The organism is Arcobacter defluvii (assembly GCF_013201725.1).
Taxonomy (GTDB): Bacteria; Campylobacterota; Campylobacteria; order Campylobacterales; family Arcobacteraceae; genus Aliarcobacter; species Aliarcobacter defluvii.
In genome coordinates this window covers 2,614,430-2,641,309 of the sequence record NZ_CP053835.1, presented here as the reverse complement: position 1 = coordinate 2,641,309, position 26,880 = coordinate 2,614,430, and the positions used below count along the sequence as shown (strand labels likewise).

The following is a 26,880-nucleotide window of genomic DNA, read 5'->3' as shown; positions in this document are numbered from 1 at the left end:
AAAATGTTTTTAAAAAAGCTTATTTTATGGGATTTTTTAGTTGAAAATTAATACGGTACATTTCATGCTATGCATAATAATTGATAAAATATTTTTTTATTTTTGATAAATTTTATTATTTAAATATGGAAGTAAAATAACTATAGTAATTTAATCAAGATTAATTTAATTTATTTTTTATAAATCTAAGATATAATTTCTAAAATAAAATGATTTTGAGATATTATATATTTTTAAAATTTTAGGAGAAAATTATGGCAAAAGAGTTATCTGCATTAGAGCAATTAAAAGCTTCAAGAAATCCTTTAAGAGTTATTGATGATATTTATAAAGAAGCAAAAGAAGGCATTCCTTTAAAAGATGAATATATTGGTTTATTAAAATGGTATGGAATGTATCCTCATGTAAATAGTGATGGCAGAGAAGATAAAAAATATTTTATGAAAAGAATCAAATTAGTTGATACTAAAATGAATTTAGCTCAACTAAAAGTTATGGCACAAATAGGTCTTGAATATGCACAAGGATTAGTAGATTTCACAACAAGACAAAATGTTCAATTTCACTATATTCAAATCAAAGATATGCCAGCAATTTTTGAATTATTACAAAGTGTGGGTTTAACGTCAAGAATGGCTTCAGGTGATGGACCAAGACCAATTATGACTTGTCCAGTGAGTGGAATTGATGAAGGTGAGATTTATGATGTAAGAGAACTTGTGAAACAAGTAGATACTTACTTTGATAAAAATGATGATAGATTTTGCAATTTCCCAAGAAAATATAAAATAGGTATTAGTGGATGTAAATGTCATTGTGCAGCTCATGAAATCCAAGATGTTGCTTTTACTGGATTTAAAGCAGATAATGGTGAAGTTTTATTTGATTTAACAATTGGAGGTGGTTTATCAAAATCAAAACAAATTGCTACAAGAGCTTCAAGATATGTAAAACCAGAACAAGTTTTAGATGTAGCAGTTGCATGTGCAGAAATCTTTAGAGATAATGGAAATAGAGATAATAGAAATAAAGCAAGGGTTAGACATTTATTAAATGATTGGGGAATTGAAAAATTCGTTGATGAAATTGAAAAAGTAATTGGATACAAATTACAAGAAGGTTTAGTTGAACCAAAAATTGCTTCATTTGAAAATAGAAATCATTTTGGAATTAATAAATCAAAACAAAAGGGATATTCTTATGTTGGTTTTGCAACTAATTCAGGAAGAGTTCCGGGAACTGATTTTGCTAAAATGTATGAAATTTGTGAAAAATATAATGCTGAAGGATTAGCTTTAACTGCAACTCAGAATTTTGTAGTTTATGGTGTTAAAGATGAGGTAGTTCAAGCTTTAGCAGATGAATTTATAGCTTTAGGATATCCATATCAACCAACTCCTTTTAGAGCAAGATTACAATCTTGTACAGGGAAAGAGTTCTGTAAATTTGGTATTACTGAAACAAAAGAGTTTGCAAAAAAAGTTGTTGTTGAACTTGAAAATAGATTCCCAGAATTTATTGAAGATGTAACTATTTCATTTTCAGGATGTGGAAATGGTTGTTCTCAACCACAAATTTCTGATATTGGATTTGTTGGTGGAATGATAAGACATGAAGGTGAAAGAGTTGAAGGTTATGAAGTTCTTTTAGGTGGAAATTTAGAAGGAACAAGTAAAAGTAGACTTTCAAGAAAAATTGGAGTAAAAGTTCCAGCTACAGGTGTTGTTGATTATGTTGAAAAACTTATAAATGATTACAAAGCAGATAATTTAGGTCAGACAAGATTTAAAGATTATTTAGCAGCACTAGAGCCAGTTGGAGCAATTGAAGAATAATAATAAAAAGAATTAATCTTTTGATTGATTCTTTTTTAGTTTTTTATAATTAGCTTTTGCTATATACATTGATTCATCTGCTTTTTTGAGTAATGAATCTAATGTATCATCTTTTTCATATTCTGTAAATCCAAAGCTACAGCTAATTTTTAAAGATTTGTCAAATTCAAATTCAATAGTATTTAAATTTCTTTCTAATCCAAAGATTATACTTTTTGTTTGTTCTTTGTTTGTTTGAGGTAAAACAATCAAAAATTCGTCTCCTCCCCATCTTCCAAAACTATCAGTTTGTCTTATATGTTTATTTATAATTTGAGCGACTTTTATTAAAACAACATCACCCATATGATGACCAAATTTATCATTTATTAGTTTGAAATCATTTAAATCAAAAAATATTATTGAGAATTGAGTAAGGTATCGTTTACTTCTTAATAGCTCATGTTCACAAATTTCTTCAATTTTTCTTCTATTATAGATATTTGTTAAACTATCTTTATTTGCAAGTTTTAAAAGTTCTATTTCAGCTTTTTTTCTTTTCTCAATCTCTTTTTTTAGTCTTAGGTTGAAGAATAAAAAAATGAATAATAATAGAACTAAAGGAAGTATGAATTTTAAAATTTGTAAATAAGTAATACTATCATGATACAAAATTTGTTGATAATTATTTAATATAGATTTTTGTTCGTTTTTAGTCAATTTACTTATGGTATAGTTTACTAACTCAACAAATTCTTTATCTTTATTTTCTACTTGTAAAAACATATTTAAAAAGTAATTTAAAGTGGTGTTTATTTTTAAATTATGAAGTTTATTTTTATTTATATTATGAGAAAGAGCATAAATATTATCTATAAATCCAAAAATTTCATTGTTCTTCAGTTTATAAAAACCATTGTCAATAGAATCAATTTTTACAAACTTAATATTTGGATATTCTTTTTCTAATATTGGAATTATTTTTAAACTATCAAATACTCCAATTTTTACATTTTCTAATACTGATAAATCACTAATATAATTTTTGTCATTTTTTGTAACTATGGCTATTGGAATTTGAGCAATAGAATTACTTAATATATATTTATCACTTGTAATTTTTTTTAAGCTATAAACAAATCTTGCCTTTATTGTATTTGAGAAAATATTAAATAATTTATTGCTGATAGTCTCTTCTAAATTAAAAGGTTTATTTAATTTTTTAGAAATAAAATCCCAAAAATCAATTTCTATACCTTTAAATTCATTTGTTAATTTAAAAGAAAAAGGTATCTTATTATCTTCAACTAAAAGAGTAAAATGATTATTTCTTAAATAATCTAATTTCTCTTTATTCAAAATAATTTTTGTTTTATTTAATATAATTGAATTAGTATCAAATTTATTATTATCTTTATTTAATCCTAAAAAGGTATAAATCTTTTTTATTTCATCTATTTTTTCAGCTGAAATATCTCCTAATAAACTTTCATTATATTTTGATAGTTTTTTTAAAATTTTACCTTCATATATTAAATCTTCTAAACTTTTATTTTGAGTATTATATTTTTCAAAAATTATTTTTGCTGTTTCTTCAATATTTTCAAAAGCATATTTCCATCCTTTTAAAGAGGCTTCATTAAAATCTTGAACTCTAATTGAATTGTTTAATAATTCTTTTTTTGATGTAAATAAAATACCTTCATAAAAATTAAAATTATATTCATTTGGATCAATAATATTATATTCTATATTTCTTTTTTCCAAAATATGTGGTTCATTTGAAAGATAACAAGCCATAACATCAGTTTTTCCATTTATTAAATCTTCAATATTAAAAGTATGTTTTTGAATTTTTATATCATTTAAATTTAGATTTTGAGATGTAATCATTGATTTTATTGATGTAGCTTCAATTGCATCATTTGTAATCATTATTTTTTTATTTTTTAAATCTTTTATAGTTTTTATATTAAGACTTTTTAGACTTAATAGAACTAAAGGAGAACTTTGATAAATACTAGATAATAAAATAATATCTTTTCCACTTAATGTATCTAGTATAAGTGATGATTTCCCAATACCATAGCTATTTTCATTATTAATTACTTTATCTAAAATATTTATATCTTTATTTGATTCTTTTATTTCAACATTTAAGCCTATATTCTCATAATAGCCTTTTTCTTTTGCAATATAATAACCTGCAAATTGGAATTGATTTAACCAATCTAAATAGAGAGTTATATTTTGATTTGCATTAATTTGAGCATTAAAGATAAACAATAATAAAATAATAAGTAATTTTTTAATAATCATAAAATGATTTTACTATATAAAAAATAAATTTATTATTTTATAATTATTAAAATTTTAGGATTTCACCATTGAATTTATATTTTATTTTTTGTCCTATCTTCAAATTATCATCAAAACTATGAACTAATAATTCTTTTTTATTTGAAATAATTAGAACCTCGTAAAAACTTCCATAAAAAGTTATTTCTTTAATAATAGCTTCAAATTCCCCATCCAAACAAATCTCTATATGTTCAGGTCTTATATATGAATTAGTTCCAATTTGAGTCATCTTACCTAAAAAGTTTGCACAATATAAATCATTTGGATGGTGATAAATCTCTTTTGCTGTTCCAACTTGTAGAATATTACCGCCATGCATAATAGCAATTCTATCAGATAAATAAAAGGCATCTTCTTTATCATGAGTTATAAATAAAGCTGTAATATTAAAAGCTTTAATCATCTCTTTTAATTCAACTCTTAAATGACTTCGTAATTCTGTATCGATATTACTTAAAGGTTCATCTAGAAGTAAGATTTTTGGTTTATTGATAATTGCACGAGCTAGCGCAACTCTTTGTTGTTGACCTCCACTTAATTCGTGAGGAAATTTATTTTCTTGTCCTTTTAATTTTGTTTTTTCTAAAACTTCATCTAAATCTTTTTTTGAAGCTTTGCTTCCAAAAGTAATATTTGAAGCAATTGTAAGATGTGGTAAAAGAGCATAGTTTTGAAATACAACAGCAACTTCTCTATCTTTTGGCTCTAAATTTTTATTTTTTGAAAAAACTGTATTATTATCTATAATAATTTCACCATCATCAGGAGTTTCAAGTCCAGCAATCATTCTTAAAAAAGTAGTTTTTCCACTTCCGCTTTTTCCTAGAATTGTGAATATTTCACCTTCTTGGATTGATAAATTTATATTATTTGCAATACAAATATTTCCTTTACAAAATATTTTTTGTAATTTTTCTATTTGAACTATATCATTCATATTTTTCTTCTCACAAATTTAGAGTTTAAAAGCAAAACTGCAATAGCAGTTGTTAAAACAAGTACCAGTGAAGGAAAGCCAGTTTTATAAAGCATTTCATTACTTGCAAGGTGGCTAATTTGAATTGCAAGTGTATCAAAATTAAATGGTCTTAAAATAAGAGTTGCGGGTAATTCTTTTGCAATATCTATATATAAAATTAAAAAACCACTTAAAATATAAGGTTTCATTAGAGGTAAATAAACTTTTATAATATTACTCATTTCACTTTTTCCAAAAATTTTACTAGCATCATCAATACTTGAATCAATTTTGCTAAAACCATTTTCTATTGAACCAATACTTGAGGCAAAATATCTAGTTGTATATGCTAAGACTAAAAGTAAAAAAGTTCCACTAAGCAAAACATGATTTAAAGCTTTATCAATAAAGTTACTTATAACTAATAATCCAATACCAACAATTGCTCCAGGAATTGAATATCCTAAAATTGATAGTTTATGTGTAAAGTTACCAATTTTAGATGGATAAAATCTAAGCATATAAACAACAAAAAATGATAAAAGAATAATCACTATTGAAGAGATAAAATTTAATGTTAAAGTATTTGATAAAAATTGAAAAGTTTCAAAATCAAGTGTGTGAATATCAAGAATAAACCAATAAACTAATATTGTTGTTGGAATAAATAGAGTTATTAGTGAAATAACAAAAGATATAAAAAATGCTATAAAATTATATTTTCCAGTAAGTTTTATTTTTGGTGCTTTTTTCCCACTAAATGTAGAACTTACAAATCTATATTTTTTTCTTATTAAACTCTCAACCCATAAAATTGCAAATACAAAAATTAATAACATAATTGCAACATTTATTGATTGTAAAAAATCTCCATATCCAAACCAACTTTTAAATATTCCAATACTAAAAGTATCTATTCCAAAATATAAAACAGTTCCATAATCACTTAAAGTTTCTAAGATTGCTAAAAGACAACCTGCGAAAATAGCTGGATATGCTAAAGGAAGATATACTTTGAAAAAAGCTTTTATAGGATTTATTTTGTGTAAAGAGATAAGTTCAGTTACAGTTGATGAAATTGAACCAAAAGATACTTTCCCTAAAATATATACATAAGGAAACATTGCAATTCCAAAGATAAAAATCGCTCCATACATATTTAATATATCAAGTCTAACACTTTTAGTTCCAACAATCTCAGATAATATTCCTCGAAATTCAAAAAAACCTACATAAGTATAACCTAAAATATATGCAGGATAAGCAAGAGGTAAGATAAAACAGATTGCAAAAAATTTGCTTCCAAAGTATTCAAATCTAGCACTTAAATATGAAGTAATTGTTCCAATAACTAAAACAGAAAAAAAAGTTCCAATAACTAATATTGTAGTATTAGTTATATATTGTTTCATTAATTTTCCAAATAAAAAATCAAAGTCAAACTCATTTTTAAAAATAAAATATAATAAAAGAGCTAATATTGGTGAAGCGATACAAACTCCAATAAATGGAGCAATATATCGTTTAAATTTATTTATTTCCAATCTGCTTCCGTCGCTATTTCAACAGCTTTTTTAGTATATTTCCCAACTTCATTTAATGAAATTGTATCTTCTTTAAATGCTCCCCAAGATTGTACAATTTGTGAGGCTTTTGCATTTGGATTTACTGGGAATTCTTGATTTGCTTCTGCAAATACTTCTTGTGCTTCTACTGAACTTAGATATTCAATAAATTTGATAGCATTTTCTTTGTTTGAAGCAAAGTTTGTAACACCAGCACCTGTAATATTCATATGAGTTCCTGTTGTCTCTTGAGCTGGAAAAAAGATTTTTAAACTTTTTGCAATTTCTTGGTCTTTTTTATCTTTACTTATTAACATTACACCTAAGTAATAAGTATTTACAATTGCAATATCAGCATCACCAGCACCAACTGCAATGATTTGATCTTTATCTGCACCTTTTGGATTATAAGGCATATTTGAAACTAAACCTTTTGCAAAAGCTAAAGCTTTTTCTTCTCCATAGTTTGCAATAATTGAAGCTAATAAAGATTTATTATAACCACTTGTTGAAGAACGTGTTACAACTTTATCTTTAAATTTTGGATCAGCAAGGCTTAAATAATCACTTAAATCAGCTGGATTTACTGTTTTTGGATTATAAACAAAAACTCTTGCTCTTTTTGTAAGTGCAAACCAATTATTGTCTGGATCTCTTAAATTTTCAGGAATATTTTCGTTTAATACTTTTGATTCGATTGGTTGTAAAAGATGTCTTTTTTTTGCTTGATATAAATTTCCAATATCTGCTGTTATTAAAACATCAGCTGGTGTATTTGCACCTTCAATTGCTAGTTTTGCAACAAGCTCTTCAGCTTGTGCTGTTATTACATTTACCTTAATACCTGTTTCTTCTTCAAATTTTTTATAAATTATCTTATCTGAATCATAATGTCTTTGAGAATATACATTTACTTCATTTGAAGCGAACAAAGAACTTGCTAAAACAACTGCACATAAGGCTAATTTTTTTATCATAATTGCACTCACTTTTTCTATATTAATAATTATTATTGAAATGATATAGTTTTAAAACTTTAATCATTCTTATATATTAAGAATGATTATCATAAAATAAAAAATTCTAATTTAACGTAAACAAATTATATTGTTGTTATAATACTTTAACTAAAAAATAGGAATAAATTAAACATGATATTAATGATTGATAATTATGATTCATTTACTTACAATATTGTTCAATATTGTTTAGAATTAGGTGCAAATTTAAAAATTATTAGAAATGATGAATTGAGCATTGAAGAAATTGAAGCTTTAAATCCTGAAAAAATTATAATTTCTCCAGGTCCAGCAACTCCTGATGATGCTGGGGTTTGTTTAGAAGTAATTAAATATTTTGCAGGTAAAAAACCAATATTTGGTATTTGTTTAGGACATCAAGCAATAGGACAAGTTTTTGGAGCAGATGTTGTAAGAGCAAAAAATATGATGCATGGAAAAACTTCATTAATAAAAGTAGATAAAGATACAAAAATTTTTGATGGTCTTCCAAAAGAGTTTACTCAAACAAGATATCACTCTTTAATTGTTTCAAAAGAAAATTTACCAAAAGATATAATCGTAACTTCTCATAGTGAAGATGACAATGAAATTATGTCTTTAGAAATAAAAGATAAACAAATTTATGGTGTGCAATTTCACCCAGAATCAATAATGAGTGAGCATGGATATAAAATCATTGATAATTTTCTAAAATTATAGATTGATATGATTGCTAATTACAAATATAGCTACTATTTTTATACTTTTCTAATTATATTAATTTGTACTTTATTAATAAAAGCAGATTTATCTCTTAGTATTTCTTATAAAGAAGCTTTAAATGTATTTGTAAATAATTCAATTTTAACAATTATTACAAATACATCAATGTATTTTTTTGGTCAAAATGATATAGCTTTAAGACTACCTTTTATACTTTTTTATTTTTTCAGTGTAATTTTAATGTATAAGATAACTGATAATTATTTTAAAAATGAAAAAGATAGATTATTATCAATTATCATTTTTATGTTATTACCTGGAGTTTTAAGTGCATCATTATTAGTTAATAGTGCCATAATAGTTATATTTTGCACACTTTTATATTTATATTACTTTCAGAAATATAATAAACAATCATATTTATTATTGATTCTTTTCCTTTTTGTTGATAATTCATTTGCAATTTTATATTTAGCATTGTTTTTCTTCTCAATAAAAAACAAAGATAAAAAATTATTGTATTTTTCTTCAATATTCTTTATTATCTCAATGTATATATATGGTTTTTCAACAGATGGAAAACCAAAAGGATTTTTAGTCGATACCGTTGCAGTTTATGCAACAATTTTTTCTCCTATCTTATTTTTATATTTTATTTATGCAATTTATAGAGCAGGTATTAAAAATGAAAAGAGTTTAAGTTGGTATATATCATTTACAGCATTATTATTATCTATTATTATATCTTTTAGACAAAAAGTTTATATTGAGGATTTTGCGCCTTATGTTGTGATTTCTATTCCTTTAATGATAAAAACATTTTTACATTCATATAGAGTTAGACTAAGAGAATTTAGGAAAATATATAATATTTTAGCAATATCAATAATATTAATGTTAACTATAAATGTAATATTAACTTTTGTAAATAAACCTTTATATATGTTTCTACCAAATCCAACAAAACACTTTGTTTATCAATATCATTTTGTAAAAGAATTATCAGAAGAATTGAAAAAAAGAAATATAGATGGAATAATAAGTGACAACGATGAATTGTTATTAAGATTGAGATTTTACAATATTCATGAAGGCGATAAATATTATATATCAACAAAAGAATTTTATAATTACGATGAGAAAATTACAATAAAATATTACGGAAGAGAACTTTTTGTTGTTTATTTGAAAAAAATAAAATGAAAAAATCTTTTTCATTTTTAGAAATTATTATAGTATTAACATTAATATCTTTTTTATATACACAATTCATCCCCAAAAGTAAAATCAATAAACTTGATGAAATTACAAATAGATTAACTCTTTATTTATCATATACAAGATTAAAAGCATTATTAGATGACAAATATGATGAAAATGATTCTTTATGGCATAAAAAAAGATGGACTATAAAATTCTTTAGATGCAGAGAAGTAGAAGATGGTATCTATTTTACAATATATAGTGATAAAAATAAAACAGGACATCCTAGTATTGAAGATACATTAAAAGATCCATTAACAAATAAAAATATTTATAGTTCAAATTATTGTGAAGAAAATGATAAAAATAGTAAATATACATTATTAACAAAAACATTTGATATAAAAGATGTTAATGTAAGTTGTAATAATACATCGTCTTTAGGTCAAATATCTTTTGGTAATGATGGAAAAATATTTTCAAAACTTTCAGCTTTTGAAAATGAATTTAATGAATATGAAATTGAAAATCCATGTATAATTAAACTAATTAGTAAAAATAATGATAGCAAAGAGATAAAAATTTATCCAAAAAGTGGATATTTAGAAAAAATAAATAATAAATAGAGATATATTTATGGAAAAAAGTACTAAAACACAATTTAAATATAGTGAAAATTTAAAAATTATAAAAAAAATAAAAATTTATACAAAATACTATTGACAAGCTAATAAAAATCTATTATAATTCCCGTCCAATTTGACTGGAACGCTTCAAACGAAAAGTGAGAAGAGATACGCTTCAATCGAGAGGGAATGATCTTTAAAAATAATTATAAACGTTTGTAAAGTAATCTTTATAAACCGAATATGAGACTCTTATAAAAATCTATGTTTATTTAGATTAAAAATAAGAATAAATGTTAAATAAAAATATAAAAACAAGAGAATTTGGTAAAACAAATGCTTGTCTATAAAATTTGAGTGATAATTTTGTAATTGAAGAGTTATAAAATTTGTCAGTTTCAAAAGCTCTATAATTTATGGAGAGTTTGATCCTGGCTCAGAGTGAACGCTGGCGGCGTGCTTAACACATGCAAGTCGAACGAGAACGGATTATAGCTTGCTATAATTGTCAGCTAAGTGGCGCACGGGTGAGTAATGTATAGATAACCTGCCCTCTAGAAAGGAATAACAGATGGAAACGTCTGCTAATGCCCTATATGCCTTTAATACATAAGTATGCAAGGGAAACGCTTTAGTGCTAGAGGATGGGTCTGTATGGTATCAGCTTGTTGGTGAGGTAATGGCTCACCAAGGCAATGACGCCTAACTGGTTTGAGAGGATGATCAGTCACACTGGAACTGAGACACGGTCCAGACTCCTACGGGAGGCAGCAGTGGGGAATATTGCACAATGGACGAAAGTCTGATGCAGCAACGCCGCGTGGAGGATGACACATTTCGGTGCGTAAACTCCTTTTATATAGGAAGATAATGACGGTACTATATGAATAAGCACCGGCTAACTCCGTGCCAGCAGCCGCGGTAATACGGAGGGTGCAAGCGTTACTCGGAATCACTGGGCGTAAAGAGCGTGTAGGCGGGTATACAAGTCAGAAGTGAAATCCAATAGCTTAACTATTGAACTGCTTTTGAAACTGTATACCTAGAATGTGGGAGAGGTAGATGGAATTTCTGGTGTAGGGGTAAAATCCGTAGAGATCAGAAGGAATACCGATTGCGAAGGCGATCTACTGGAACATTATTGACGCTGAGACGCGAAAGCGTGGGGAGCAAACAGGATTAGATACCCTGGTAGTCCACGCCCTAAACGATGTACACTAGTTGTTGTGAGGCTCGACCTTGCAGTAATGCAGTTAACACATTAAGTGTACCGCCTGGGGAGTACGGTCGCAAGATTAAAACTCAAAGGAATAGACGGGGACCCGCACAAGCGGTGGAGCATGTGGTTTAATTCGACGATACACGAAGAACCTTACCTGGACTTGACATAGTAAGAACTTTCTAGAGATAGATTGGTGTCTGCTTGCAGAAACTTATATACAGGTGCTGCACGGCTGTCGTCAGCTCGTGTCGTGAGATGTTGGGTTAAGTCCCGCAACGAGCGCAACCCTCGTCATTAGTTGCTAACAGTTCGGCTGAGAACTCTAATGAGACTGCCTACGCAAGTAGGAGGAAGGTGAGGACGACGTCAAGTCATCATGGCCCTTACGTCCAGGGCTACACACGTGCTACAATGGGGTATACAAAGAGCAGCAATACAGTGATGTGGAGCAAATCTCAAAAATATCTCCCAGTTCGGATTGTAGTCTGCAACTCGACTACATGAAGTTGGAATCGCTAGTAATCGTAGATCAGCTATGCTACGGTGAATACGTTCCCGGGTCTTGTACTCACCGCCCGTCACACCATGGGAGTTGAACTCATTCGAAGCGGGGATGCTAAAGTAGCTACCTTCCACAGTGGATTCAGCGACTGGGGTGAAGTCGTAACAAGGTAACCGTAGGAGAACCTGCGGTTGGATCACCTCCTTTCAGAGAATTAAGTTAAGATTCGATTCTTAACTTAAAACTAAAAAGAAAGAGTTTTTATATTCGGTTTATAAAGATTATTTAAATAGGTAGTAAAAGGGGCCTATAGCTCAGCTGGCTAGAGCGCTCGACTGATAATCGTGAGGTCTCAGGTTCAAGTCCTGATAGGCCCACCATTAAATAATCTAGAAAGATTAATTTAGGTTGGGGAATTAGCTCAGCTGGGAGAGCGCCTGCTTTGCACGCAGGAGGTCAGCGGTTCGATCCCGCTATTCTCCACCACCTATTAAGAGTAAATGCGTAATAATTAATTTATAGAGTGATAAAGAAGTTAAATATAAGTTCAAAGGATATTGAATTTATATTTGATTTTCGAATCAAAATGATATTTAAAAATATAATGTTAAAGTCTTTAATTTTTTCGTAAGAATTAGATAACAGAAATGTTAAATAATTTAAAACAAAAAAAATTTCATATCTAAGAAATTAGATAGAACACAACATTATTTTATTGGATATATTTTAAATAATATGTTTAATAAGATAGTAGCCAAAGAATATTATCAAAAAGCGATAGAGTTTAACTCTATTTATTAATAAGCTATTAAGGGCTAATGGTGGATGCCTAGACTGTAAGAGGCGATGAAAGACGTATTAGGCTGCGATAAGCCTCGGGGAGCTGCCAAAGAGCTTTGATCCGGGGATTTCTGAATGGGGCAACCCAGTATATAGAGATATATATTACCCTACGGGGAGCTAACCTGGTGAAGTGAAACATCTCAGTAGCCAGAGGAAGAGAAATCAAACGAGATTCCGTCAGTAGCGGCGAGCGAAAGCGGATTAGGACAAACCCAATGCTTGCATTGGGGGTTGTAGGACCATAATGTGAGACTAAAGAGGATAGATGAAATACTTGGAAAAGTGTAGCATAGAAGGTGAAACTCCTGTAATTTAAATTCTCAATAGCTCTAATGGTATCCTGAGTAGGTCGGAACACGTGATATTTTGACTGAAACTGGGGGGACCACCCTCCAATCCTAAATACTACTTACAGATCGATAGTGAACAAGTACCGTGAGGGAAAGGTGAAAAGTACTCCAGCGAGGAGAGTGAAATAGAACCTGAAACCATTAGCTTACAATCATTCAGAGCCCTATGATTTATCAGGGTGATGGACTGCCTTTTGCATAATGAGCCTGCGAGTTGTGGTATCTGGCAAGGTTAAGTCAAGTACGAAGCCGTAGCGAAAGCGAGTCTTAATAGGGCGAATTAGTCAGATGCTGCAGACCCGAAACGAAGTGATCTATCCATGAGCAGGTTGAAGCTGGTGTAAGAGCCAGTGGAGGACCGAACCGATAGGCGTTGAAAAGTCTCCGGATGACTTGTGGATAGGGGTGAAAGGCCAATCAAACTTCGTGATAGCTGGTTCTCTCCGAAATATATTTAGGTATAGCCTTGTGTTGTAGCATATGGGGGTAGAGCACTGAATGGGCTAGGGCTGCTTACCGCGGTACCAAACCCTATCAAACTATGAATACCATATGTGGAATCACAGGAGTCAGGCGGTGGGTGATAAAATCAATCGTCGAGAGGGGAACAACCCAGACTAACAGCTAAGGTCCCTAAGTTACATCTAAGTGGAAAACGATGTGGAGTTACTGTGACAACCAGGAGGTTGGCTTAGAAGCAGCCATCCTTTAAAGAAAGCGTAACAGCTCACTGGTCTAGTGATTCTGCGCGGAAAATATAACGGGGCTAAGATGTACACCGAAGCTTTAGATTCAATTTTAATTGAGTGGTAGGAGAGCGTTCTATTCAGCGTAGAAGATGTACCGGTAAGGAGCGTTGGAGCGGATAGAAGTGAGCATGCAGGCATGAGTAGCGATAATTGAGGTGAGAATCCTCAACGCCGAAAACCCAAGGTTTCCTACGCGATGCTCGTCATCGTAGGGTTAGTCGGGACCTAAGTCGAGTCCGAAAGGGGTAGACGATGGCAAATTGATTAATATTTCAATACCAACATATAAGCGCGATGTGGGGACGCATAGAGTTAATCGAGGTCACTGATGGAATAGTGGCTCGAAGGACGTAGGCTGTTACTTAGGCAAATCCGGGTAACGTTAGGCCGAGATCTTACAGGCTCTTGACACTCTTCGGAGGAGATGGAGAATCGATGATACTGTCGTGCCAAGAAAAGCCACTAAGTATATTATATGTTGCCCGTACCGTAAACCGACACAGGTGGGTGGGATGAGTATTCTAAGGCGCGTGGAAGAACCCTGGTTAAGGAACTCTGCAAACTAGCACCGTATCTTCGGTATAAGGTGTGCCTACTATTGTATATGGACTTGCTCCAAAAAGCGATAGAGGTTGCAACAAAGAGTCCCTCCCGACTGTTTACCAAAAACACAGCACTTTGCTAACACGTAAGTGGATGTATAAGGTGTGACGCCTGCCCGGTGCTCGAAGGTTAACTGATGATGTCAGCGCAAGCGAAGCATTTGATTGAAGCCCGAGTAAACGGCGGCCGTAACTATAACGGTCCTAAGGTAGCGAAATTCCTTGTCGGTTAAATACCGACCTGCATGAATGGCGTAACGAGATGGGAGCTGTCTCAACCAGGGATCCAGTGAAATTGTAGTGGAGGTGAAAATTCCTCCTACCCGCGGAAAGACGGAAAGACCCCGTGCACCTTTACTACAGCTTGACACTGTAGCTTGGATATTCATGTGCAGGATAGGTGGGAGGCTATGATATATGGACGCAAGTACATATGGAGCCATCCTTGAGATACCACCCTTGAATATTTGAGTTACTAACTGCGTACAATTATCTTGTATCAGGACAATGTCTGGTGGGTAGTTTGACTGGGGCGGTCGCCTCCTAAAAAGTAACGGAGGCTTACAAAGGTTAGTTCATGGCGGATGGAAATCGCCAGTTGAGTATAATGGCATAAACTAGCTTGACTGTGAGACATACAAGTCGAACAGAGACGAAAGTCGGTCATAGTGATCCGGTGGTTCTGTGTGGAAGGGCCATCGCTCAAAGGATAAAAGGTACGCCGGGGATAACAGGCTGATCTCCCCCAAGAGCTCACATCGACGGGGAGGTTTGGCACCTCGATGTCGGCTCATCGCATCCTGGGGCTGAAGTAGGTCCCAAGGGTATGGCTGTTCGCCATTTAAAGCGGTACGCGAGCTGGGTTCAGAACGTCGTGAGACAGTTCGGTCCCTATCTTCCGTGGGCGTAGGAAAGTTGAAGAGATTTGTCCCTAGTACGAGAGGACCGGGATGAACGTACCACTGGTGTACCAATTGTTCTGCCAAGAGCATCGTTGGGTAGCTACGTACGGATGTGATAAGAGCTGAAAGCATCTAAGCTCGAAGCCAACTCTAAGATTAACTTTCCCTGAAGTTCCCAGCAAGACTAGCTGGTTGATAGGCTGGATGTGTAAGCGTTGTAAGGCGTTTAGCTGACCAGTACTAATAGAACGTTTGGCTTATTTTAAACAATTCTTTGGTTTACTATCTTATTAAATATATTTCTTATATTTAATATATATTGTGAAAAGACTTTAACATTATTTTTTCTTAACTCCTTTATGAGTTGAGTGTAAAGAGTATTTACATATTGAATCTTTCTTTATGTTTCTTCTTACTTTTTTCACTCAACTTTGCTGGTGGCTATAGAGAAGTGGAAATACCCAGTCCCATTCCGAACCTGGAAGTCAAGCACTTCATCGCCGATAATACTGCCGGGTCCCCTGGTGGAAACGTAGGCCGCTGCCAGCTCTTGAGTTTTTTATTTACCAAGCTTTTACTAATTTGAACTTCTTTACAGTTCCTCTTAGCAAAAGCTTTTTTTTTACCCCTCTATCCTTCCAGCCTTTGTTGGTTTTTATCCTTTTATTTGGTTTGTTTATTTCCTCATTACATAATACTTATTTCCATTTTATTTATTTTACAATGCATTATTTTTTAGATTTTATTTAGTTCTAGATGAACTATATTTAGCTTAGAAGAGCATTTCTTCTTTTAGGAGTACTTTTATTATTGAATTATTACTTCTTATTCTTTTTAGAGATTTATTTATTATTTAGAGGTCTTTTATTTTTTTTATATTTTTACATAAAAAAAGGGAAGAAATTATTCATTCCTCCCCCTTCTTCTTTACAAATCAAAGTACTTATTAATTTCTTTTCTCAAAAATTTCAATAGAAACAATTTTATCATTTTGTTTGATTGCATCAAGTGTTGCGAAGCTATCAGAATCATTTTCTTCAATTCCACCAAATACTGTATGATGATTATTTAAATGAGGGCAAGGAACAAAACATATAAAAAATTGACTTCCTCCTGTGTTTCTACCAGCATGAGCCATAGATAATGAACCTCTATTATGTATTTGTTTTGGTGCATCAATTTCACATTTTATAGACCATCCTGGTCCTCCCATTCCAGAACCTTCTGGACAACCACCTTGAGCCATAAATCCTGGAATTACTCTGTGAAAATTTAATCCATTATAAAAACCATCATTAGCTAAAGTTGAGAAATTTGAAACTGCTATAGGTGTTTCTTCATTAAAAAGTTTTACCCAAATTACACCTTTTTCAGTTGTAATTTTTGCATAATTAAATTTTGATAATTTTTCTTTTGAATAATTGTATTCTTTTAATTCTTTTTTGAATCCAAACATTATTAACCTTTATTATTTTTCTGGAATTATACCTTCTTTAGGTGATAAATAGTTTAATTTAACTAGGTTTTGTATGATTTCTTTAAATACAGGTACAGCTGACCAAGAAGCATAATAATAATACCAATGTGTTCCTGTTGAAATCGGATTAATAACAGTTACACCAATTGTATATGAGTTTCCTTTTTCATCATTTACAAATCCAAAAAATGAAGATATATATTTTTTAAGATATTTCCCACCTCTTGCAATTTGTGCTGTACCTGTCTTCCCACCAATTTCTAAACCATCAATTTTTGCTGCTCTTCCTGTTCCATCAGTTACTGTTTTTATTAGCATCTTCTTCATTGCATCAGCAGTTTCTTTTGATAGTATTTTTTCTGCTTTATCATCATATGGTTTATATTTATTATTATCATAAGTAAGTGAAGATACTATTCTTGGTGTAATCATTTCTCCATCATTATTAAATACAGAATAAGCTTTTAAAAGTTGAATAAAAGTTGCTGTCATACCTTGTCCAAAAGAAACTGTTGCTTTAAAAACATTATCTTTTTTTTCTTTATCTCCAGCAGAAAATTGCCAAACCTTTGGCATTACACCTTTTTTCTCATATGGCAAATCAATTCCTGTTTTTCTTGTAAAACCAAATCTTTTCATACCTTCAAAAAATTCAGGACCTGTTAATCTTTGAGCAATTTGTAAAGTTCCTATATTAGAAGAAAACATAACTATCTCATCTAATGTTAAATAATGCTTATCAAATTTATGGTCATCTTTTATATTAAATCTTCCAATTTTATACGAACCTTTTCCTCCATTTGTATTATATGCAGGAAAATTTTCATTTTTTTTAATTAATCCTTTATCCATTGCAATAGATATAGAAAGAGGTTTTACAACAGAACCTGGTTCGAATTGGTATTCTACTGCATTAACATTTAGCGAACCTATATCTTCTTTTCTAATTTTTTCTGGATTGAATCTGTTTGATGAAGCCATTGTTAGGATTTTTCCTGTTTTATTTTCCATTATTGCAACAATAATTTCATCAGCACCTAATTTTTCTTTATATAAATCTAAAGTTGTTTCATTGTTTTTTTGTAATTTTAATGGAATATTTAGATTTAATGTAGCGCCATCAATTCGTTTTCTAATGATAGAATTTTTATCAAAAGATATATAAGATAATACATCTCTATCACCTTGTAAAACACCATCTTTTGATTGATTTAAAACTTTATTATAATGTTTTTCTAAACCTTTAATTCCATTAACTTTAGTTTTCCCAAATTCTGATTCATACTTTGAAATATATCCAACTACAGGTGTTAAAGTATCATTATATGAAAAAGTTCTTTTTTCACCACTTTCACTAATGGTCAAACCTCTTAATATTTTGCTTCCATTTACTTGACGGCTAATGAATACATCTAGCTGAACAAGTTTAAAAGCTAATTCTTTTAGATTTTTTGCCGATCTTGAATCTATTCCATAAGATAAAACTAAATTTCCAGGACTTTTTTTCCCTTCATCTAATCTATCTTTTAATATTTTATAATCAATATTACTATAAATTGAAAATAACCTAAGAAATAACTCTTCTTTTGTAGGATCAAGATGTCTTGTATCTATTGCAGCTTTATAAAGTTTTTTAGATGATGCAATTTTAAAGTTATCTGCACTTATAATATCACCTCTTACTGCAAGTTCATTTTTTTCACCTTTGAGTGAAGGTAAATGTCTCTTTTCAGTTATCGTTCTAAAAACAGAAATCATAAGAATAGTTAAGAATAAGAAAATTAGTAAAAATAGAATAACTATTTTTTTTGTTTTATCGACTTTTTCAATTTTATTTGAAGACATATTTATCCATATTATTATATAATGAGAAATGAATTTTAACAAAAGTAAGATTAAATCAATTAATAATAATTTGAATAATACAGAAGCCGATTATACATTGTTTATATTAGTGTCATTATTGATAATAATAAGTATAATTTTCTCATATTCTTTAACAATATATACTGTAGAATTTTTTGGTTATGACCAATTCCATTTTTTTATAAGACAAGGATTAGTTGGAATAGTTTCTATTTTTATAATGTGGTATTTTTCTATGAAAGATCCCGATAAATTGATAGAAAAAGTTGGGATGACACTATTTATAGTGTTTTTTTTATTAATGTTAGCAATGCCATTTTTGCCAGCAGCATTAGTTACAGCATCAGGAGGAGCTAATAGATGGATTAGGCTTCCTGGTTTTTCTTTGTCTCCTGTTGAGTTTTTTAAAATAGGATTTATTTATTTTCTATCTTGGTCTTTTCATAGAAAAGTTATATTTCAACCCAAAAAGATTGGATTAAAAGATGAAGTATTACTTCTTGCTCCGTATTTTTTAACTTTTTTTGTAGTTGTTTTTATAATTGCATTTTTACAAAAAGATTTAGGACAAGTTGTTCTTCTTGGATTAATTTTAGTTGTTTTATTAATTTTTGCAAATAGATCTTTTAAAATTTTCTTAGCATTAGGTGCAATAGCCTTAGTTGGATTAGTAGGTTTAATTATTGCAGCACCTCATAGAATTAAAAGAATTCATTCTTGGTGGGCAATGGTTCAAGATGGAATTCTATCTGTTTTACCTTCTTGGGCAGAACCATATCTTAGAATTGATGAATTACCTGAACCATATCAAGTTTCTCACTCATTAAATGCTATTCATAATGGTGGTTTTTTTGGTCAAGGAGTTGCATTGGGTGATATTAAAGTTGGTTTTTTATCTGAAGTTCACACAGACTTTGTTCTTGCTGGAATAACAGAAGAGGTTGGATTATTTGGATTGATGGCTTTTACAACTATTTTATTTATTGTTATTTGGAGAATCTTTAGAATAAGTCGAAGAGTTGAAAATCCAATTTATCATCTATTTACTCTTGGAATCGCATTAATGATTATTATTGCATTTTTGATAAATTCTTATGGAATTTCTGGAATGATACCAATAAAAGGTATTGCTGTTCCATTTTTATCTTATGGAGGTTCATCAATGCTTGCAATGGCAGTATCCATGGGATTAGTTTTATCTATTAGTAGAGTAGTAAAAGATGAAGATGTTAAGAAAAAGGTAAAAATTAAATGATTGAAACAGTTGTTGTTACTGGTGGTGGAACAGGTGGGCATTTAAAAGTTGCAGATGCTTTTATTGAAGAGTTTTATAATAGAGGAATAAATGTAATTTTTATTGGTTCCTCTAATGGTCAAGATAAAGCTTGGTTTGAACATGATAGAAGATTAAAAAAAGCAATTTTTTTAGATACTAAAGGGGTAGTAAATAAAAAAGGTTTTGCTAAATTTATCTCTTTATTTAATATTTTTTCAAAAACATTATATTGTTTGAGTTTGTATTCAAAATACAAAATTAAAACAGTTATTAGTGTTGGAGGATTTTCTGCTGCTGCTGCAACTTTTGCTTCAATTTTAAAAATGAATTGTAAATTATATATTCATGAACAAAATTCAAAAATGGGTAAATTAAATCAAATTACATCAAAATTTGCAACTGAGATTTTTTCATCTTTTGATGAAAATTCTTTAGTTAGAGACTATCCTGTATCAAATGAATTTTTTAATTGTGCAAGAGTTAGAGAAAAAATTAAAACAATAGCTTTTTTTGGTGGTTCACAAGGAGCTATTTGTATAAATGATTTTGCTTTAAAAGTTGCTCCAAAACTTAATGAAATGGGAATTAGTATTATTCATCAAACAGGGAAAAGTGATTTTGAAAGAGTAAAAAAAGAGTATGAAAAATTAAATATAAATGCTGATGTTTTTGATTTCTCAAAAGAAATACCTTCAAAAATGTCAAAAGCTGATTTTGCAGTAAGTAGGGCAGGGGCATCAACTCTTTGGGAATTATGTGCAAATTCATTACCAACTTTTTTTATACCTTATAAACATGCAGCAGGTGATCATCAATATTATAACGCAAAGTTTTTAAAAGATAAAGGTTTGTGTTTTTTACAAAGAGAAGATGAATTGAGTGAAGAGTATTTTTTTGAGGTTTTAAAATCAGATATTCATAAAATTAGCATTGAACTTATAAGTTCTATAAGTCCAAATGCTATTGCTTTAATAGTAAATATTATTTTAGAAAATAATAAGAAGTAAGATTCCAAAAACTATTCTATAAATTCCAAAAGCAACAAATGTAAAGTTTTCAAGGAATTTTAGAAATAGTTTTATTGCAAGAAATGCAATAATAAAAGATACAACAAATCCAGTTGCTAAATTTAAAAAATTTCCTCCAACTAAAATTTCATCATGATGTTTTAATAAATCATAAGCTGTTGTTGCGCACATAACTGGAAAGGCGAGTAAAAAAGAAAATTCAGCACTTGTTTTCCTATTTAATCCAACAAGCATAGCTCCAATGATACTTGAACCAGCTCTAGAAGTTCCTGGAATTAATGCAAATATTTGCGCAAATCCAATCCAAGCTGCTTGTTTATATGTAATATTCTCAACATCTAAAGTGTGAGTTGCTTTTTCATCATAGAATTTTTCAACAATTAAAAAAACAATTCCTCCTATGATAAACATCCATGCAACGATTTCTATAGAGAATAATTCTTTGACTTGTTTTGAAAAAATAAAACCAATAATTGCAATAGGTAAAAAAGCAATTAAAACTTTTGTCCATAAATTTATATGTGAAAATGTAAATTTTGATGGATAATTTAGGATAACAGCTAATATTGCAGCAAATTGAATGATTACTTCAAAAGCTTTATTTATATTTGTTTGTTCTAAACCTAAAAATTCACTTGCAACAATCAAATGTCCAGTTGAAGATATTGGTAAAAATTCTGTTATACCTTCAATTATTCCCAAAATCAGAGAATCAAATAATGTCATTTATATCCTTTTTTCTTTAGTTAAATTTAGAAAAAGTTTTAAAGCTCGTTTTTCTTTATAACCCAAATCATAGTCGATTTTTTCTAAGTATTTTAAAATATTTTCTTTTGATACACCACTTCTTTTTGAATATTGTTCTAAAATGTATTGAGGTATTTTTATATATTTTTTATTGAAATTTTTTGTCAATTTTTTTAATCTTTTTTCATGTTTGTTATAACATAAAACAGCAAATACAAAGGGAAGATTATATTTTTTTTGCCACTCTTTGGCTAAATCTAACTTTAAACTATTTGGGTTATCGTGATAAAACTTTAAAGCTTTATCTCCAATAATTACTTCACCTTTTAAATTTAAAACATCTGCAAGTACATTTGAAGTTTTTGATTGATAATCTTTTGCTTCAACTCCTGGAATTAAAAGAACAGATAAAACTTCATTTCGTGCAACAATTCCAAAATCTAAAAATTTCTCATTTCTTGATGCAATTGAAGAAATAAACGCACTATCTACTTTTCTTTTTTTAAATTTATTACTAATATATGAAGGATAAGATTTTTTATATTCTATTATTGATTTTAATTGAGATGATTTAATAGTCTTTTTTATAAAAATATGAAAAGGCAATAAATTTATAAAATCTATTTTTGAAAATATCATAAAGTTTTTGTCCTTATTATGTTAAAATGAAGCCAGTATAATAATATAAATATCATAAGAAGGGATTAAAATGGTTAAAGTAGAATTTTTAGGACCAATTAATAAAGAAGATATGAATTTAGAAATTAATAATCTTAAACAATTGAGTGAAATTTTAAAAAATGATAGTTCAGTTTCTACTTGGCTTGAAACTTGTGCTGTTGCAGTGAATGATACATTAATTAATTCAAAAGATATAATTTTAAATGATGGTGATAAAATTTCACTATTACCTCCTGTTTGTGGTGGATGATATGGAAAATAGAAAAGAGTTTTTAGAACTATTTGATGGGAGTTTGCCTGTTGAAGAGATTACAAATAAATGGTATAAAAAATACAAAAACTCAAATTATGGAGCTATTATAACTTTTGTTGGAGTTGTAAGAGATGAAAATCAAATAGAAGGTTTAAGTTTTGATATATATGAACCAATCTTAAATAATTGGTTTGATGAATGGCAAAAAAAAGCAAATAAAAAAGATGCAATAGTTTTAATGGCTCATAGTCGTGGTGATGTTTTAAATCATGAAAGTTCTTATATTGCAGCTGTTTGTAGTCCTAAAAGAAGAGTTGCATTAGAATTGATAGATGAATTTGTTGAAGATTTTAAAGCTCAAGCTCCAATATGGAAATATGATATTATAAATAATCAAAGAGTTTATGCAAAAGATAGAAGTACAACAATAAAAGGTTCTGGAATCTTATTATGAAATATAAAGTTTTAATAGTTGATGATAGTATATCTGTTTGTAATACTTTAAAAAGTCTCATTGAAAGTGATTTTGATATAGATATTTTTATTGCAAAAAGTATGAAAGAAAGTGCAAATCTACTTCTACAAGAAAAAGGGAAATTTGATATTGTTTTAGCTGATTTAGGTTTACCTGATGCTCCAGATGGTGAGATTATTGATTTTCTTTCAAAATTTAAAATTCCAATTGTAATTCTAACAGGAACTGAAAGTATAGATATTGAAGAAAAATTTAGAGATAAAAATATTGTTGATTATATAATTAAAGATGGACTTTCAGCATTAACTTATGCTACATCAATTGTTAAAAGAATTATGCACAATAAGGATATAAAAGTTTTGGTTGTTGATGATTCAAAATTATTTGTTGATAAATCAATAGAATTATTAAGTAGATATAAAATTGTTGCTTTAAGTGCTTATGATGGAGATGAAGCATTTGAAACTTTAAAACAAAATAGTGATATAAAAATTGTTTTAACTGATTATTTAATGCCAAAAATGAATGGTTTAGAATTGACTAAAAGAATTAGAAAAGATTATAGTAAAGATGAATTATCAATAATCGTTACTTCAAATGATTCAAGTAAAAAAATACCTGCAAAATTTTTAAAATACGGAGCAAATGATTTTTTATATAAAGGTTTTTCAAATGAAGAATTTTTTGCAAGAATAAATTCAAATATAGAAATTTTGGAGTTATTTGATGAGATTAAAAATAAAGCAAACAAAGATTATTTAACTGGATTATATAATAGAAGATATTTATTTGATATAGGAAATAAATTATATGAAGATTGTAAACTTAATAATAAAACTTTTGCAATTGCAATTATTGATATTGATAATTTTAAAAATATAAATGATACATATGGACATGATATTGGCGATATTGCTTTAAAAGAAGTTTCTAAAGTTTTGAATAATAATATTAGTTCAAATGCATTGATTAGTAGATTAGGTGGAGAAGAATTTTGTATATGTTTCTACAATAGAAGTGAAAGTGAAATTACTGAGCTTTTAGAATATATAAGAAAAGAATTTGAAAATAATGTTATTAAAATTGGAAAATTAAATATACAATATACAATATCAATTGGTTATAGTTTAGAATTTGGGAAAAATATTGATTGTATGATACAAAATGCAGATAAATATTTATATTTAGCAAAAAAAGAAGGAAGGAATAGAGTAAGAAGAGATGAGAGTAGATTTACATAATCACACAATTTTATGTAATCATGCAACAGGAAGTGTTGATGATTATATACAAAAAGCAATAGAAATAGGTATCGATGAATATGGTTTTTCTGATCATGCTCCAATGAATTATGATCCAAAATATAGAATGGATATAACACAAAAAAATCTTTATGAAAGATGGATACTTGATGCAAAAGAAAAATATAAAAATCAAATAAAGATTCTCTTAGGATATGAAGTTGATTATTTGGATGGATATTTATTGGATGAAATACTAAATGCTAAAGTTGATTATCTTATAGGTTCTGTTCATTTTTTAAAAAATAAAGATGATATGTGGGGATTTGATAATCCAGAATTTATTGGCGTGTATAAATCAAAAGATATAGATACTATTTGGATTGAATATTTTGATGCAATAGAATCAATGGCAAAAACAGGTTTATTTGATATTGTAGGGCATTTTGATTTGATAAAAGTATTTAAGTTTTTACCTAAAAAAGATATTAGAATTTTGGCAAAAAATGCATTAAATCAAATTAAAAAATCAAATATGGTTTTAGAAATTAATCCAGCAGGACTTAGAAAACCAATAAATGAATCTTATCCTTCAAAACAGTTATTAGAAATTGCTTATGAATTAGGAATTGATATTACTTTTGGTTCTGATGCACATAATCTTGAACAAATTGGATTTAAATATGATGAAGTTACAAGCTTGGCAAAGGAAATAGGATATGCTAAATGTGTAACTTTTGAGTGTCGAGATAAAAAAAATATTGAATTTTAATTAGTTATATTATTTTGAATATAATTGTATAAAAAATATACAGCTGTTTTATTTTAATTTTTATATTTTTGGATACAATTATTGAAATAATTTGAAGGAGTTAAACCTATGGGTAAGTTCGTTAATAGTATCGAAGAATTTTTTGAGTATAGTAAAGCAAATGAAGTTAATTTTGTAGATTTTAGATTTACAGATATGAAAGGTATGTGGCATCATGTTACATATAAATTTAATGCAGTAAGTGCTTCTAGTTTAGAAAATGGTATGCCATTTGATGGTTCATCAATTGAAGCTTGGCAACCAATTCACAGATCAGATATGCTTTTAAAACCAGATGTACAAACTGCGTTTTTAGATCCATTTACAGCTGATTCAACAATCATTGTTATTTGTGATGTTTATGATATTTACAAAAATGAAATGTATGAAAAATGTCCAAGATCAATCGCTAAAAAAGCGTTAAAACATTTATCAGAATCTGGATTAGGAGATGTTGCATACTTTGGACCTGAAAATGAGTTCTTTGTATTTGAAGATGTAAAAATTAAAGATACAATTAATGAGTCTTATTATAGAGTTGATTCAGAAGATGGTGAATGGAATGATTCAACAGATTATGAAGGTGGAAATATGGGTCATAGACCAAGAACTAAAGGTGGATATTTCCCTGTAGCTCCAATTGATAATGGTGTAGATTTAAGAGCTGAAATGATGCAAGTATTAGAGCAAGTTGGATTAGAAGTTGTTTTAGGTCACCACGAAGTTGCACAAGGTCAACATGAAATCGGTATTGTATTTGGAGATTTAATTGAAGCTTCTGATAACGTACAAAAATTAAAATATGTTATCAAAATGGTAGCTCACTTAAATGGTAAATCAGCTACATTTATGCCAAAACCATTATATGGTGATAATGGAAATGGAATGCACGTACACCAATCAATCTGGAAAGAAGGTAAAAACTTATTTTACAAACAAGGTGAATATGGTAATTTAAGTGAAACTGCTAGACATTATGTTGGTGGAGTATTTAAACACGCTAGAGCTGTTGCAGCATTTACAAATGCATCAACTAACTCATATAAAAGATTAATTCCAGGATTTGAAGCTCCTTCAATTTTAACTTATTCATCACAAAATAGATCTGCATCTTGTAGAATTCCTTACGGTGCTGGTGAAAAAGCAACTAGAATTGAAATGAGATTCCCAGATTCAACTTCTTGTCCATACTTAGCATTTGCTGCTATGCTAATGGCTGGATTAGACGGTATTAAAAATAAATATGAGCCAGTAGGTCCAATGGATGACGATTTATTTGAATTATCTTTAGATGAAATTAGAGAAAGACAAATTCCTCAAATGCCTCATACATTAAGAGGAGCTTTAGAAGCTTTAATTAGAGATTGTGATTTCTTAAAACCTGTGTTCTCACAAGATATGATTGATACATACCAACACTATAAATTTGAAACTCAAGTTTGGCCTTATGAAGCAAGACCAACTGCATTTGAATTTAAAACAACTTATTCTTGTTAATAAGAATTTAGTTATATAAAAAGGGGCAAGTTCTTATGAACTAGCCCCTTTTTTAATGGAAAAAATATTTATTAAGTTAGATTAGAAATTAATATAAACAAATAGAA

At 29.1% G+C, this 26,880-nt stretch carries 19 protein-coding genes, 2 tRNA genes and 3 rRNA genes; 16 read left to right on the top strand and 8 right to left on the bottom strand.

Annotated features, from left to right (window positions below):
• Positions 1–254: 254 nt before the first annotated feature.
• Positions 255–1,835 carry a nitrite/sulfite reductase gene (locus tag ADFLV_RS13175; RefSeq protein ID WP_129010906.1) on the top strand — a complete coding sequence of 527 codons (1,581 nt, stop codon included), beginning with the start codon at positions 255–257 and terminating at the stop codon, positions 1,833–1,835.
• 12 nt (positions 1,836–1,847) lie between these two features.
• On the opposite strand, the gene ADFLV_RS13170 is transcribed toward ADFLV_RS13175, so the two are convergent.
• Genes ADFLV_RS13170 through ADFLV_RS13155 form a run of 4 tightly spaced genes read right to left on the bottom strand, consistent with a single transcriptional unit; the run spans position 1,848 to position 7,675 of the window.
• The gene (locus ADFLV_RS13170; RefSeq protein WP_129010907.1) at positions 1,848–4,133 is read right to left on the bottom strand and encodes a diguanylate cyclase; all 2,286 of its coding nucleotides are present in this window, start codon (positions 4,131–4,133) and stop codon (positions 1,848–1,850) included.
• Positions 4,134–4,179: 46 nt separating this feature from the next.
• Entirely contained in the window at positions 4,180–5,112 is a 933-nt protein-coding gene (locus ADFLV_RS13165) for an ABC transporter ATP-binding protein (protein WP_129010908.1), read from the bottom strand.
• Complete coding sequence (locus ADFLV_RS13160; protein ID WP_129010909.1) at positions 5,109–6,677, bottom strand: ABC transporter permease; 1,569 nt, start codon at positions 6,675–6,677, stop codon at positions 5,109–5,111. The genes ADFLV_RS13165 and ADFLV_RS13160 overlap by 4 nt, the downstream gene beginning before the upstream one ends.
• On the bottom strand, positions 6,668–7,675 hold the full coding sequence (locus ADFLV_RS13155) for a Fe(3+) ABC transporter substrate-binding protein (protein WP_129010910.1): 1,008 nt from the start codon (positions 7,673–7,675) through the stop codon (positions 6,668–6,670). The genes ADFLV_RS13160 and ADFLV_RS13155 overlap by 10 nt, the downstream gene beginning before the upstream one ends.
• Positions 7,676–7,849: 174 nt before the next feature.
• Here ADFLV_RS13155 and ADFLV_RS13150 point away from each other — a divergent pair, with 174 nt between their 5' ends.
• From ADFLV_RS13150 to rrf, 8 genes are all read left to right on the top strand, one after another.
• Positions 7,850–8,419, top strand: coding sequence for an anthranilate synthase component II (locus ADFLV_RS13150; RefSeq protein WP_014475200.1), 570 nt, complete (start codon positions 7,850–7,852; stop codon positions 8,417–8,419).
• 6 nt (positions 8,420–8,425) lie between these two features.
• Positions 8,426–9,625: an ArnT family glycosyltransferase gene (locus ADFLV_RS13145; RefSeq protein WP_129010911.1), complete on the top strand. Its 1,200-nt coding sequence runs from the start codon at positions 8,426–8,428 to the stop codon at positions 9,623–9,625.
• Positions 9,622–10,251, top strand: coding sequence for a type II secretion system protein (locus ADFLV_RS13140; protein WP_129010912.1), 630 nt, complete (start codon positions 9,622–9,624; stop codon positions 10,249–10,251). Before ADFLV_RS13145 ends, ADFLV_RS13140 begins: the two co-directional genes overlap by 4 nt.
• Positions 10,252–10,664: 413 nt before the next feature.
• Positions 10,665–12,182 (top strand): 16S ribosomal RNA (locus ADFLV_RS13135).
• Between the two features lie 96 nt (positions 12,183–12,278).
• Positions 12,279–12,355, top strand: a tRNA-Ile gene (locus ADFLV_RS13130).
• Positions 12,356–12,385: 30 nt separating this feature from the next.
• Positions 12,386–12,461: transfer RNA gene (locus tag ADFLV_RS13125), tRNA-Ala, on the top strand.
• Between the two features lie 312 nt (positions 12,462–12,773).
• Positions 12,774–15,686: ribosomal RNA gene (locus ADFLV_RS13120) — 23S ribosomal RNA — on the top strand.
• A gap of 168 nt (positions 15,687–15,854) precedes the next feature.
• Positions 15,855–15,970, top strand: a 5S ribosomal RNA gene (gene rrf / locus ADFLV_RS13115).
• The 16S, 23S and 5S rRNA genes sit together here with 2 tRNA genes alongside, the layout of an rRNA operon.
• A gap of 397 nt (positions 15,971–16,367) precedes the next feature.
• Here rrf and ADFLV_RS13110 read toward each other — a convergent pair.
• Positions 16,368–16,877 (bottom strand): peptidylprolyl isomerase, encoded by a 510-nt coding sequence (locus ADFLV_RS13110; protein WP_129012199.1) that lies wholly within the window; start codon positions 16,875–16,877, stop codon positions 16,368–16,370.
• 12 nt (positions 16,878–16,889) lie between these two features.
• A complete protein-coding gene (locus ADFLV_RS13105; RefSeq protein ID WP_014475196.1) occupies positions 16,890–18,743 on the bottom strand; it encodes a peptidoglycan D,D-transpeptidase FtsI family protein in 1,854 nt (617 codons plus the stop codon).
• 28 nt (positions 18,744–18,771) lie between these two features.
• Here ADFLV_RS13105 and ADFLV_RS13100 point away from each other — a divergent pair, with 28 nt between their 5' ends.
• Both ADFLV_RS13100 and murG read left to right on the top strand, forming a co-directional pair.
• Positions 18,772–20,019, top strand: a complete 1,248-nt coding sequence (locus tag ADFLV_RS13100) for an FtsW/RodA/SpoVE family cell cycle protein (RefSeq protein WP_014475195.1) — start codon at positions 18,772–18,774, stop codon at positions 20,017–20,019.
• Positions 20,016–21,047 (top strand): undecaprenyldiphospho-muramoylpentapeptide beta-N-acetylglucosaminyltransferase, encoded by a 1,032-nt coding sequence (gene murG, locus ADFLV_RS13095; protein ID WP_129012198.1) that lies wholly within the window; start codon positions 20,016–20,018, stop codon positions 21,045–21,047. Before ADFLV_RS13100 ends, murG begins: the two co-directional genes overlap by 4 nt.
• Here murG and ADFLV_RS13090 read toward each other — a convergent pair.
• The gene (locus tag ADFLV_RS13090; RefSeq protein WP_129012197.1) at positions 21,027–21,794 is read right to left on the bottom strand and encodes an undecaprenyl-diphosphate phosphatase; all 768 of its coding nucleotides are present in this window, start codon (positions 21,792–21,794) and stop codon (positions 21,027–21,029) included. The two genes, murG and ADFLV_RS13090, sit on opposite strands and share 21 nt — an antisense overlap.
• A complete protein-coding gene (locus ADFLV_RS13085; RefSeq protein WP_129012196.1) occupies positions 21,795–22,454 on the bottom strand; it encodes an MqnA/MqnD/SBP family protein in 660 nt (219 codons plus the stop codon).
• Positions 22,455–22,524: 70 nt separating this feature from the next.
• Here ADFLV_RS13085 and ADFLV_RS13080 point away from each other — a divergent pair, with 70 nt between their 5' ends.
• The 5 genes from ADFLV_RS13080 to glnA all read left to right on the top strand — a co-directional run bounded on the left by ADFLV_RS13080 (position 22,525) and on the right by glnA (position 26,773).
• The gene (locus ADFLV_RS13080) at positions 22,525–22,746 is read left to right on the top strand and encodes a MoaD/ThiS family protein (protein WP_014475191.1); all 222 of its coding nucleotides are present in this window, start codon (positions 22,525–22,527) and stop codon (positions 22,744–22,746) included.
• 1 nt (position 22,747) lies between these two features.
• Positions 22,748–23,203, top strand: coding sequence for a molybdopterin synthase catalytic subunit (locus ADFLV_RS13075; RefSeq protein WP_014475190.1), 456 nt, complete (start codon positions 22,748–22,750; stop codon positions 23,201–23,203).
• The gene (locus ADFLV_RS13070; RefSeq protein WP_014475189.1) at positions 23,200–24,465 is read left to right on the top strand and encodes a GGDEF domain-containing response regulator; all 1,266 of its coding nucleotides are present in this window, start codon (positions 23,200–23,202) and stop codon (positions 24,463–24,465) included. The genes ADFLV_RS13075 and ADFLV_RS13070 overlap by 4 nt, the downstream gene beginning before the upstream one ends.
• Positions 24,446–25,237, top strand: a complete 792-nt coding sequence (gene hisJ, locus ADFLV_RS13065; RefSeq protein ID WP_129012195.1) for a histidinol-phosphatase HisJ — start codon at positions 24,446–24,448, stop codon at positions 25,235–25,237. The genes ADFLV_RS13070 and hisJ overlap by 20 nt, the downstream gene beginning before the upstream one ends.
• Before the next feature lie 108 nt (positions 25,238–25,345).
• Complete coding sequence (gene glnA / locus ADFLV_RS13060; RefSeq protein ID WP_014475187.1) at positions 25,346–26,773, top strand: type I glutamate--ammonia ligase; 1,428 nt, start codon at positions 25,346–25,348, stop codon at positions 26,771–26,773.
• Positions 26,774–26,880: the final 107 nt, after the last annotated feature.

Bases quoted from the DNA above. Each gene is read 5' to 3' on its own strand.
- ADFLV_RS13175 (WP_129010906.1), top strand. From the start codon at position 255: ATGGCAAAAGAGTTATCTGCATTAGAGCAATTAAAAGCTTCAAGAAAT.
- ADFLV_RS13170 (WP_129010907.1), bottom strand. From the start codon at position 4,133: ATGATTATTAAAAAATTACTTATTATTTTATTATTGTTTATCTTTAAT.
- ADFLV_RS13165 (WP_129010908.1), bottom strand. From the start codon at position 5,112: ATGAATGATATAGTTCAAATAGAAAAATTACAAAAAATATTTTGTAAA.
- ADFLV_RS13155 (WP_129010910.1), bottom strand. From the start codon at position 7,675: ATGATAAAAAAATTAGCCTTATGTGCAGTTGTTTTAGCAAGTTCTTTG.
- ADFLV_RS13150 (WP_014475200.1), top strand. From the start codon at position 7,850: ATGATATTAATGATTGATAATTATGATTCATTTACTTACAATATTGTT.
- ADFLV_RS13145 (WP_129010911.1), top strand. From the start codon at position 8,426: ATGATTGCTAATTACAAATATAGCTACTATTTTTATACTTTTCTAATT.
- ADFLV_RS13140 (WP_129010912.1), top strand. From the start codon at position 9,622: ATGAAAAAATCTTTTTCATTTTTAGAAATTATTATAGTATTAACATTA.
- ADFLV_RS13110 (WP_129012199.1), bottom strand. From the start codon at position 16,877: ATGTTTGGATTCAAAAAAGAATTAAAAGAATACAATTATTCAAAAGAA.
- ADFLV_RS13105 (WP_014475196.1), bottom strand. From the start codon at position 18,743: ATGTCTTCAAATAAAATTGAAAAAGTCGATAAAACAAAAAAAATAGTT.
- ADFLV_RS13100 (WP_014475195.1), top strand. From the start codon at position 18,772: ATGAATTTTAACAAAAGTAAGATTAAATCAATTAATAATAATTTGAAT.
- murG (WP_129012198.1), top strand. From the start codon at position 20,016: ATGATTGAAACAGTTGTTGTTACTGGTGGTGGAACAGGTGGGCATTTA.
- ADFLV_RS13090 (WP_129012197.1), bottom strand. From the start codon at position 21,794: ATGACATTATTTGATTCTCTGATTTTGGGAATAATTGAAGGTATAACA.
- ADFLV_RS13085 (WP_129012196.1), bottom strand. From the start codon at position 22,454: ATGATATTTTCAAAAATAGATTTTATAAATTTATTGCCTTTTCATATT.
- ADFLV_RS13080 (WP_014475191.1), top strand. From the start codon at position 22,525: ATGGTTAAAGTAGAATTTTTAGGACCAATTAATAAAGAAGATATGAAT.
- ADFLV_RS13075 (WP_014475190.1), top strand. From the start codon at position 22,748: ATGGAAAATAGAAAAGAGTTTTTAGAACTATTTGATGGGAGTTTGCCT.
- ADFLV_RS13070 (WP_014475189.1), top strand. From the start codon at position 23,200: ATGAAATATAAAGTTTTAATAGTTGATGATAGTATATCTGTTTGTAAT.
- hisJ (WP_129012195.1), top strand. From the start codon at position 24,446: ATGAGAGTAGATTTACATAATCACACAATTTTATGTAATCATGCAACA.
- glnA (WP_014475187.1), top strand. From the start codon at position 25,346: ATGGGTAAGTTCGTTAATAGTATCGAAGAATTTTTTGAGTATAGTAAA.